The sequence below is a fragment of the Dietzia sp. B19 genome, from assembly GCF_014145155.1.
GTDB lineage: Bacteria > Actinomycetota > Actinomycetes > Mycobacteriales > Mycobacteriaceae > Dietzia > Dietzia natronolimnaea.
Genome location: NZ_JAALED010000039.1, coordinates 1 through 9,870 on the forward strand (window position 1 = coordinate 1; position 9,870 = coordinate 9,870).

Below are 9,870 nucleotides of genomic sequence, written 5' to 3' on the forward strand. Positions count from 1 at the left end.
GCGCGCGGCGCGCGGGTACGGGCCGGAGCGGTTCGCCGCCCACTCGGTGGCCCTGGGTGCGCAACCGGACCGCAGTACCTTCCCCGCGCAGGCGCCCTGCCCGGTCCTCATCGTGGGGGCATCACACGACCAGGTGGTGCCCACCGAGGACCAGCGCAGGTGGGCCCAGGCAAACGGTGCCGGGGGCGGTGGTGCGGGCGCCAGCAGCAAGGGCGCCCGGGCGGTGGCCTACGTGGAGATCCCGGAGACCGGGCACATGCTGCCGGTCGAGACGCCTGAGGAGTTGGCCACCGCGATCAGCGACTGGTGGCGCCGCACCGAGGCCTGATGCGGGACATTCTCGGGTCGCCGAGCGCAGCATCGTGCCGACACTGCTCCTCGCCGCAACCCCCCGGACGGTCTAGAGTTCTTCCCCAGAAGGCGGGGTGGTCGTCAATGACTTCTCGGAATCGACCGTTGTCCCAGAGATCCGTCGCGCCGGGGGACAGGGCGAATCGCGCGTTGAGGGAGCTCGACGACCAGGTCTTCTCGGACGTCGTCCTGCGGGAAGTGCATCGTCGCAGTGCGTTCGGCCGGGTCGCCGGGCAGATCGACAGGGCGGTGAAGACGGTCCGGGCTCCGGACATGGACCTCCTCCGGGGACCCACGGCACCACGAGCTGGAGATGGCGCCACTGCCGCTCGTCGTGCCCGTGCCGTTGCGGTCTCAGTCTCGCGGGGTGCCACATTGCAAGTGCCTGTGATGTGCTCGGTCGAAGCGGCTGAGGCCCTCGCGCGGCGCGGAGTGTTGTCCGAATCCACCGCCGCCGACGCACTTCGGACGTTCGCGCGAGACGGCCGCCTGATCGCGCTCCGCGGCGACCGGAGATGGGTCTACCCGCGATTCCAACTGGACTACTTCGATCCGCGCGACCCGAACAACATCATCTGCGCGATCAACCGGGTGCTGGACGCCGGTCGCTATCCGGAAGCTGCGACCTCCTGGTGGACCCTGCAGTCGGTCGCCCTGCCCGGCATGCGCCCACCCGTGGACCTGTTGGGAGGCGACCACGACGCACTGCGGCAGCTGGCGTCGGAGTACGCGTCCGGAGCTGATCGGTGACAGGTGCGCGGCGGCTGACTCGGCGGGGGAGTTGCCCGTCGTCGATCTTGATGACGGTCCCGGTGACCGCCTCTGACGCGTCCGAGACGAGGTAGAGCAGCGTGGAATCGAGCTGTTCGGGTACGCCGAGTCGCTTCCGCGGGAACCCGGGCGCGATGTCGCCGACCCGCTCGAGCATCCCGTCGGTCATCTCCGACTCGAAGACTCCCGGCGCGATGGCGTTGACGTTGATGAGATTGCGCGCCCACTCCACGGCGAGGGCCTCCGTCATCCGACTGAGTGCCGCTTTGGTCGTGGCATAGAGGGCGGCCCCGTTCCCGGCGTAGTGGTACGCGGCCATCGAGGAGATGTTGACGATCCGGCCCGGGGTTTCGGCCACGATCAACCGTCGGGCCACCCCGGTCGCCATGAGCCACGGGCCACGGATATTGGTGTCCAACACGGCGTCCACGAGCTCCAGTGGCATCTTGTGCGCGCGCTGCGCATCGGGGATGCCGGCGTTGTTAATCAGGATCCGGGGAGCGCCGAGACGCTCGGTCACCTCCGTGAGGCAGGACTCGACGGAGGCCGGATCGGCGACGTCCAGCCGAACGCCGTGCGCGCTGCCTCCGCGTCGGCTGATCGCGTCGACGACCTCCTCGATCCTCTCGGTACGCCGCCCGGTCACGACGACTGTCGCGCCCGCGTCCGCGAGCACATGGGCGAATCGGGCGCCGAGGCCGGCGGTCGATCCGGTGACGATCGCGACGCGACCGGTGAGGTCGACAGAAGTCATGGGGAGTCCTCTCCGAGGTGGGGGGTGGCGGTGGAACCGGTCAGATGATGCGGCGAGGCAGTGAGGGAAGTAGCTCAGGTGAGAAGAGGTCGGGCAGGCCGTCCGAGACGCGGTCCGGGAAGTCCGGCTCCTCCTTGGCCAGGAACGCGGAGACGCCGGCGCGGACGTCGGCGGACGTGCCGCGGGTGTAGATTCCGATGGACTCGGCGCGGTGGGCCACCTCGGGGTCGGGAGCGCCGAGCATCCGCCACATGAGCTGGCGGGTCAGCGCCGCCGACACCGGGGCAGTGCCGCGGGTCAGCTCGCGGGCGATCTCGATGGCGCGGGGGAGGACCTCGTCGGCGGGCAGCAGCTCACGCACCAGGCCGCGCTCCAGGGCCTCGCCGGCGAGGATGGTTCTGCCGCCGACAGTCCACTCGACCGCCGTGGAGATGCCCACGATGCGGGGCAGGAACCAGGTGGAGCACGCCTCCGGCACCAACCCTCGTCGCGTGAAGACGAACCCGAACTTGGCGTGGTCCGCGGCGATACGCACGTCGGTGGGCAGGGTCATGGTCACCCCGACGCCCGCGGCCGAGCCGTTGATCGCCGAGATGATCGGCTTGGTCATCCGGAAGATGCGTAGCGAGACCAGGCCGCCCGTGTCCGGCGGGGGGTTGCCGGTGTCCTGGCCGGGATCGACGGCGAAGGTGTCGCCCCCGCCCGAGATGTCGGCCCCCGCGCAGAACGCCCGCCCGGTGCCGGTGAGCACCACGGCCCGGATGTCGTCGTCGGCGTCGCAGGCGTCGAGGGCGGCGACGAGGTCGGTGAGGTTCCGCGTGGTCGCCGCGTTGAGCCGATCGGGGCTGTTGAGCCTGATCACGGCGACGTCGTCGTGGCGCTCGAGGACGACCTCTCGCTGGTCGGCTGCGGTCTCGGGTGCCTGGTCGGGCGAGGGCTGCATGGTGACGGACGCTACCCGCGGTGGCGGGTGGTGGGGCCGGGATCCGATACTGACCGGCTGCGCATACTCGCCGCCGGCTCGACGGGGGAGGATCCGGGTTCAGCGGTTCGGGTTGGTGGCCGCGCCATCGAGCCAGAGCATGTCGGTCGCGTCGGCGTGTGAACCGGTGGAGCCGACGTGCTTCGAGCTGATCTGAGGCCCCTTGGTGATCACGTGGACGAGCGCCATGCCGTGGCCGCGGCCGAGCCCGTAGTCGTTCTTCAACCACTCCAGGATCGGCCCGGCCTTGGTGCCGGGGCCGAAACCGCGTTCGGTCGCCTGATCCACGAGTTGCCGCGGCGTCAGCCCGGTCTTGGTTTCGATGGTGTCGAGATACGCCTGGAAGGACATCGGATTCTCCTCTGATCGATAGGCGGCGGGGTGATGGGTTTCGGGTGATGAGCGAGTGGGTCCGGTCAGGCGTCCGCGGAGTCCGAGCGCAGGGCATAGGTCGCGACGATGTTGCCCGCCTGGGTCTGCGTCGAGTTCAACAGACGCAGGCGCGTCGTGGGGACGGACTCGTCGAAGAGCCTGCGGCCCTCACCGGAGATCACCGGGTGGATGGTCAGCGTGAGCTCGTCCACCAGGCCCGCCAGCACCAGCCTCCTGGTGGTCTCCACGCCACCCGCGATCGCGATGTCGCCGCCCGGTTCCTGCCGCAGCTGCCCGAGGTACCCGGCCGCATCACCGGTGGCGATAACGCTGTTCCACGGCAGCTCGCCCGTCAGGGTGGAGGTGAGCACGTGCTTGCGGACCGGGTTGACCCACTCGGCGAACGGGTCCTGCGCACCGGGCCAGTAACCGGACCACTCCTGCCAGAGCGTGCGGCCCAGCACCAGGTCCGTGGTCGCGGCAGTCATCTTCTGCATGAACTCCATCTCCTCGGGTCCGAAGGCGTCGAACTGCCAGTGCTCGGCATGCTCCGTCACGCCGTTGAGCGTGGAGAACATGTGGGCCGTGATCGTGCGGCTCATGATGATCCCTCCTGAGGGGACTCGGGGGCCCGGTCGAGCAGGTGCTCGGGGCCCGAAGGACCGTCCTTCACAGGGGTAGACGGTGCGAGGCGCCGAAAGTGATCGGTGCGGCGGGGATTCTCCCTACGGCAGGTGGGCGGGCAGGCCGAACTCGGCGAAGTGGCCCGCGCCGATGAAGTGGGTGAGGGCCGAGAGGCGGCCGGCGCGGGACTCCAGGACGTGGATCGCGAACGGCTCCCATCGAGCCGCGCTGGAGTCGCGAACGCCGGCGTCGTTTCGGCTCTCGTCTCGACCGCCGCCGTCGTGATAGACCGCGACGGCCGGACGGCCGTTGGCGGAGGTGACGATGGTCCGCGAGTTGCGGCACACCTGCCCGGGGCCGCGCCACCAGCGCTCGATCTGCGCGGGGCCGCGGAGCCAGAGCTCGAACGGCGGCATGCTGAACTCCGCGTCCTCGGTGAGCAGGTCGACTAGGCGGTCGACGTCGTAGGCCTCGAAGGCGGCGACGTACTTCTCGAGAAGCCGGGTGTCGTAGGCGGGGGCGTCGTCCGCGGTGTCGGTTGGGAGAGTGGCCCCGTGCTGGGCCATGGTCTTGCGCGCCCGGGCGAGTGCGGAGTTGACCGAGGCCACGGACATGTCGAGGAGGTCCGCGCACTCCGCCGCCGAGAGCACCAGGACATCGCGGAGGATCAGCACGACCCGCTGCCGGGGTGGCAGGAACTGCAGCGCGGCGACAAAGGCGAGCCGGACCGATTCGCGGGCGAGGGCGGTGGCGGACGGGTCGACGCCGAGATGGGCGTCGCTCGCCGGGCCGATCCACATCTGCTCGGGCATGGTGGCCAGCGACGTGGGGTCGTCTGGGACGCGGCCGGGCTCGTTGAGGTCCACCGGAAGGCTGCGTCGCTGCGGCGCGCGAGCCATGTCCAGGCAGACGTGGGTGGCGATGGAATACAGCCACGTACGCAGCGACGAGCGGCCGCCGAATTCGGCGCCATCCCGCGCCCTCCACGCACGCAGCATCGTCTCCTGCGTTGCGTCTTCGGCCTCCGCGATACAGCCGAAGTAGCGGTAGCAGTAGCCGAGGATCTCGCGGCGGTAGGTCTCCGCCTCGGTCGTGTTCACGCGGTCATTGTCCGCCGGGGGTGCGGAATTGTGGTGTGGTTCGGCGGCCGGGCGACAGGTTCCGGGGGACAGTGTCCACCGCCGATGCAGCGGCCGGCCTTCTTGATCAAAACTTCACGCGACCTCTACCTGAACTGGTGCGTGCACGCGCGATGCTGATGTCACCAACCGAAGGACGGTGACGACCATGATGGGCTGGTCGGGTCAGCTGAGTGCCACCGGGTGGATCATCATGGCGGTGTGCATGCTCGTGTTTTGGGCGGCAGTGCTGTCCATGCTGGCCATGATGTTCCGTAATGACCGTTCCGGGGGGCACGGACGCACCGCGCCGGAGGCCGATCCGCTTCGAGTGCTCGAAGTGCGTTTCGCCCGCGGAGAGATCGGCTCCGACGAGTTCGTGGCCCGCCGAGAGGAGCTGACGCGCTCCGGCAACTCCGTACCGACGAAACCCGAGCACGGGCGGCCCCGTGTCTGAGCTGACCCGCCGGTCCTTCCTCCTCGGTTCAGCCCTCGCCGGGGCCGGGGCGCTCGTCGCCTGTTCCGGAGCGGGCCCGCCGACCGGTACCCCCGTGCAGCCCTTGTCGGACGCTGTCCGTCGTGCCGAGCTGGCGCGCCGCAGCGCGGGCCAACGGGTGGTCTCAGCGCGGTTGACGCCGCGTCCGGTCGACGTGGATCTCGGTGGACGCGTCGTCTCCACCTGGGGCTACGACCCTAGCCTGCCCGGGCCGCTACTGCGTGCCCGTGTCGGGGATCTGCTCAAGGTGGAGGTGGACAACCAGCTGCCGGCGGAAACCAGCGTGCACTGGCACGGACTGGCACTGAGCAACGACATGGACGGGGCACCCGGCCTGACTCAGGACCCCATCGCCCCCGGCGGTCGGTTCGCTTACGAGTTCACCGTCCCGCACGCGGGCACGTACTTCTATCATTCGCACTCCGGGCTCCAACTCGACCGCGGACTCTACGGGCCCCTGATCGTCGACGACCCGAACGAGCCCGGTGACCATGAGCACGAGTGGATCGTGGTGCTCGACGACTGGCTCGACGGCACCGGTCGCACCCCCGACGATGTTGCCCGCGACCTGGGCATCGGTGACGCCGCAGGTATGGGCAGCGGATCTGGGATGGGAAGAATGGGCGCGATGGACCACGGCGGCATGAGAGGTATGGGCGCCACGGACACGGGTTCCGAGACGATGCTCTCGCCGATGCTCGGCGGCGCCGGGGACGTGAGCTATCCGCTCTACCTGGTCAGTGGGCGGGTCCCGGAGGACCCGATGGTGTTCAACGCGACACCCGGGGAGCGAGCGCGTATCCGCCTCATCAACGCCGGTGCTGATACCGCCTTCCGCGTGGCCCTGGGCGGGCACCGGATGACCATCACCCACACCGACGGCTTCCCGGTCGTGCCGCAGGATACCGATGCACTGATGGTCGGGATGGGCGAGCGGTTCGATGTGCTCGTCACCCTCGGCGACGGCGTCTTCCCGTTGTTCGCGCAGGCCGAGGGCAAGACCGGTCACGGGCAGGCACTGGTGCGCACCGCTGCGGGCGACCTGCCTACCCGGTCCCGACCCGACGAGCTGGACCGGCAGGTGCTGTTCGGCACCGATCTGGCGCCTCGCGCGGACGTCCGACTGGAAGAGAAGGGGCACGATGTTTACCACAGTCTGGACATGGGCGGGACCATGTCGCCGTACAGGTGGACCCTGAACGGCCGCGCTCACCCCGACATCACGTCGTTGGACGTCAACGAAGGGCAACGGGTTCGTATGCGGATGCGCAACATGTCGGACATGTTCCACCCCATGCACCTGCACGGACACACCTTCGCTCTGCCCGATACCGGGCTGCGCAAGGACACCGTCACGATCAGACCGATGCGCACCGTGGAGATCGAATTCGATGCCGACAACCCCGGCCAGTGGGCGCTTCACTGCCACAACGCCTATCACCAGGAGGCCGGGATGATGACCACCCTGTCCTACCTGGCCTAGTGAACACCCTGAAACACCCAAGACAGCCGAACCCCTGAGCCCCGCCACTCCCAGGAGGCTATTGATGTCGCATCCGGAACACGGACCCGCGCAACCGAACCCGGCGCCGACCAGACACGGCCACGGCGCCGAGGTTCACAGCCCGCCCCCCGCCGAGCACGGCGAGCACGTCGCCCATGTCGGGCCGGGCGGGCACGGCGAGGACGGGGGCCACGATCGACACGCTGGGCACGGGGCACACGGGGAGATGTTCCGCCGTCGCTTCTGGGCGTCGCTGGTGCTGGCGATCCCGGTGGTGTACTTCAGCCACATGGTCGCCGATCTGCTCGGCTACACCATGCCGAATTTCCCCGGCGCCATGTGGATCGCCCCGGTGCTGGGCACGGTGATCTTCCTCTACGGCGGCACCCCGTTCCTCACGGGCGGATGGGCCGAACTCCGCTCGCGCCGCCCGGGGATGATGCTGCTGATCTCCATGGCGATCACTGTCGCCTTTGTCGCCTCCTGGATCACCACCTTGGGCCTCGGCGGGTTCGAGCTGGACTTCTGGTGGGAACTGGCGCTGCTTATCGTGATCATGCTGCTCGGGCACTGGCTCGAGATGCGCGCGCTCGGCTCGGCCTCGGGAGCCCTCGATGCGCTGGCGGCCATGCTGCCGGACTCGGCGGAGAAGATCACGGATTCCGGGACTGTCGCAGTTCCGCTTCCGGACCTCGAGTTGGGGGACCTGGTGCTCGTGCGCGCAGGAGCGCGGGTGCCCGCCGACGGCACGGTCACCGACGGCCGTGCCGAAGTCGATGAATCGATGATCACCGGCGAATCCAAGACGGTCACCAGAGAAGCCGGCGACACCGTGGTCGCCGGAAGCGTTGCGACGGACAGCGCGCTGAGGGTTCGGATCACCGCGGTGGGCGAGAGCACGGCTCTGGCCGGCATCCAGCGGATGGTCGCCGACGCCCAGGCCTCCTCGTCCCGAGCGCAAGCTCTGGCAGACAAGGCCGCGGCGTTCCTGTTCTATTTCGCCACGGTCGTGGGCATCCTCACGTTTGCGGTCTGGGCGTTGCTCGGCAACGTCGACGAGGCCGTGGTGCGCACGGTGACCGTGCTCGTGATCGCCTGTCCCCACGCGCTGGGGTTGGCTATTCCACTTGTGATCGCGATCTCCACCGAACGAGCGGCCAGGTCCGGGGTGTTGGTCAAGGACCGGCTCTCGCTCGAACGCATGCGCACCGTCGATGTGGTCCTGTTCGACAAGACCGGCACCTTGACCGAGGGCCAGCACCGGGTCACGGGAGTCACCGCCGCGCGCGGGGTCACCGGGGAGCGGGTGTTGGCGTTGGCGGCGGCGGTCGAGGCCGACAGTGAACACCCCGTCGCCCGGGCTATCGTCGCGGCGGCCGATGACCGGGTGCCGGCCGGCGAGCGGATCGCCGCCACCGATTTCCGGTCCCTGCCAGGCCGTGGGGTCCGCGCCCGTGTCGATGGCACCGAGGCCAGCGTCGGCGGTCCCGCCATGCTCAACGAACTGGGGTTGTCGATTCCCACCGACGTCGCGGAGGTGACCGAGCAGTGGGTGTCGCGCGGGGCGTCGGTGTTGCACGTCGCCGAAGGTGACCGGATCCTGGGGGCCGTCGCGCTCGAGGACGCCGTGCGGGAGGAGTCCCGGCAGGCGATCGACGCCCTGCACGCCCGTGGGGTCTCGGTCGCCATGATCACCGGCGACGCCCAGCAGGTCGCGGACGCCGTGGCCACGGACCTCGGGATTGACGAGGTGTTCGCCGAGGTGCTTCCCGAGCACAAGGACGCCAAGGTCACCGAGCTCCAGAAGCGCGGGCACAGGGTGGCGATGGTCGGCGACGGGGTCAATGACGCCCCCGCCTTGGCTCGCGCTGATGTGGGCGTGGCGATCGGTGCCGGGACCGATGTGGCCATCGAATCCGCCGGGGTGGTGCTCGCCGCGAACGACCCGCGGGCGGTCCTGTCTATCATCGACCTCTCCCATGCCAGCTACGGCAAAATGTGGCAGAACCTGGTGTGGGCAACGGGGTACAACGTCATCGCTGTGCCGTTGGCCGCCGGGGTTCTGGCCTTTGTCGGCGTGGCGATTTCCCCCGCGGTCGCGGCGATCCTCATGTCTGTCTCGACCATCGTGGTGGCGCTCAACGCCCAGCTGTTGCGCCGCCTCGACCTCGACCCGGCACGATTGGCCCGCACATGACCACGGTGTGACCGATCTGGTCGCTCATGTCGAGAACCCGGATCCGGTTCCGTCCCCCTAGTGCAGCGACCACACTGGGTCGCACAGTACGAGGAGGATCGCCATGGCCAAGTACCTGTTGCTCAAGCACTACCGGGGTGCCCCGGAGCCACCCAATAACGTGCCTATGACCGAGTGGGCGCCCGAGGAGGTGTCCGCCCACATCCAGTACATGAACGACTTCGCCGCTCGGCTGGAGGAGTCCGGCGAGTTCGTCGACGCCAACGCGTTGTCGGAGTCGGGGACGTGGGTGCGGTACGACGGCGAGGGCCGCCCGCCGCTGACCGACGGCCCGTTCCCCGAGACCAAGGACCTCATCGCCGGCTGGATGATCATCGAGACCGCCAGCTACGAGCGGGCCCTCGAGCTCGCGGGCGAGCTATCTGCGGCCCCGGGGGCGGGCGGGGAGCCGATCCACGAGTGGCTCGAGCTGCGGCCTTTCCTGGAGGCTCCCCCGGAGTTCGAGGGCTGACCCTGCTATGACCGGTCCTGCCATGCACGGGCCTGCCAAGACCGGGCCAACCGCAGACGGGCAGGAACTGCGCGAGCTGACCCCGCAGGTGATCGGCGTGCTCGTGCGCCGGGGGGCGGACTTCGCGGCGGCCGAGGACGCCGTGCAGGACGCGCTCCTCGAGGCCATGCGCACGTGGCCGGACGACCCG

The 9,870-nt window shown here is 69.3% G+C and carries 12 protein-coding genes; 6 read left to right on the forward strand and 6 right to left on the reverse strand.

The annotated features are described in order from the left end of the window. On the forward strand, nt 1–328 hold a 328-nt coding region (locus tag G6020_RS01730; protein ID WP_182609464.1), incomplete at its 5' end, for an alpha/beta hydrolase. A gap of 606 nt (nt 329–934) precedes the next feature. Here the strand turns inward: G6020_RS01730 and G6020_RS01735 are convergent. From G6020_RS01735 to G6020_RS01755, 5 genes are all read right to left on the reverse strand, one after another. Continuing rightward, nucleotides 935–1,876, reverse strand: a complete 942-nt coding sequence (locus G6020_RS01735) for an SDR family NAD(P)-dependent oxidoreductase (RefSeq protein WP_241732523.1) — start codon at nt 1,874–1,876, stop codon at nt 935–937. Between the two features lie 40 nt (nt 1,877–1,916). Then, nucleotides 1,917–2,819: an enoyl-CoA hydratase-related protein gene (locus tag G6020_RS01740; RefSeq protein ID WP_182609465.1), complete on the reverse strand. Its 903-nt coding sequence runs from the start codon at nt 2,817–2,819 to the stop codon at nt 1,917–1,919. 99 nt (nt 2,820–2,918) lie between these two features. Then, a complete protein-coding gene (locus G6020_RS01745) occupies nt 2,919–3,209 on the reverse strand; it encodes a DUF4287 domain-containing protein (protein ID WP_095718242.1) in 291 nt (96 codons plus the stop codon). A gap of 65 nt (nt 3,210–3,274) precedes the next feature. Then, nucleotides 3,275–3,832, reverse strand: a complete 558-nt coding sequence (locus G6020_RS01750) for a dihydrofolate reductase family protein (protein ID WP_095718241.1) — start codon at nt 3,830–3,832, stop codon at nt 3,275–3,277. Between the two features lie 123 nt (nt 3,833–3,955). Beyond that, nucleotides 3,956–5,044 carry an RNA polymerase subunit sigma-70 gene (locus G6020_RS01755; protein WP_347238283.1) on the reverse strand — a complete coding sequence of 363 codons (1,089 nt, stop codon included), beginning with the start codon at nt 5,042–5,044 and terminating at the stop codon, nt 3,956–3,958. 97 nt (nt 5,045–5,141) lie between these two features. Here G6020_RS01755 and G6020_RS01760 point away from each other — a divergent pair, with 97 nt between their 5' ends. Together G6020_RS01760 and G6020_RS01765 are read left to right on the forward strand one after the other, a co-directional pair. After that, the gene (locus tag G6020_RS01760) at nt 5,142–5,429 is read left to right on the forward strand and encodes an SHOCT domain-containing protein (RefSeq protein WP_095718239.1); all 288 of its coding nucleotides are present in this window, start codon (nt 5,142–5,144) and stop codon (nt 5,427–5,429) included. Then, complete coding sequence (locus G6020_RS01765) at nt 5,422–6,951, forward strand: multicopper oxidase family protein (protein WP_095718238.1); 1,530 nt, start codon at nt 5,422–5,424, stop codon at nt 6,949–6,951. Before G6020_RS01760 ends, G6020_RS01765 begins: the two co-directional genes overlap by 8 nt. A gap of 58 nt (nt 6,952–7,009) precedes the next feature. Here the strand turns inward: G6020_RS01765 and G6020_RS16840 are convergent, their stop codons facing one another. After that, nucleotides 7,010–7,183, reverse strand: coding sequence for a hypothetical protein (locus G6020_RS16840; protein WP_241732177.1), 174 nt, complete (start codon nt 7,181–7,183; stop codon nt 7,010–7,012). Between the two features lie 15 nt (nt 7,184–7,198). Here G6020_RS16840 and G6020_RS01770 point away from each other — a divergent pair, with 15 nt between their 5' ends. The 3 genes from G6020_RS01770 to G6020_RS01780 form a co-directional block, all read left to right on the forward strand. After that, complete coding sequence (locus G6020_RS01770) at nt 7,199–9,169, forward strand: copper-translocating P-type ATPase (protein ID WP_241730667.1); 1,971 nt, start codon at nt 7,199–7,201, stop codon at nt 9,167–9,169. A 103-nt stretch (nt 9,170–9,272) separates the two neighbouring features. Continuing rightward, the gene (locus G6020_RS01775; protein WP_095718236.1) at nt 9,273–9,680 is read left to right on the forward strand and encodes a YciI family protein; all 408 of its coding nucleotides are present in this window, start codon (nt 9,273–9,275) and stop codon (nt 9,678–9,680) included. A gap of 7 nt (nt 9,681–9,687) precedes the next feature. Next, the coding region (locus G6020_RS01780; RefSeq protein WP_277815231.1) for a sigma factor at nt 9,688–9,870 on the forward strand (183 nt) is incomplete at its 3' end.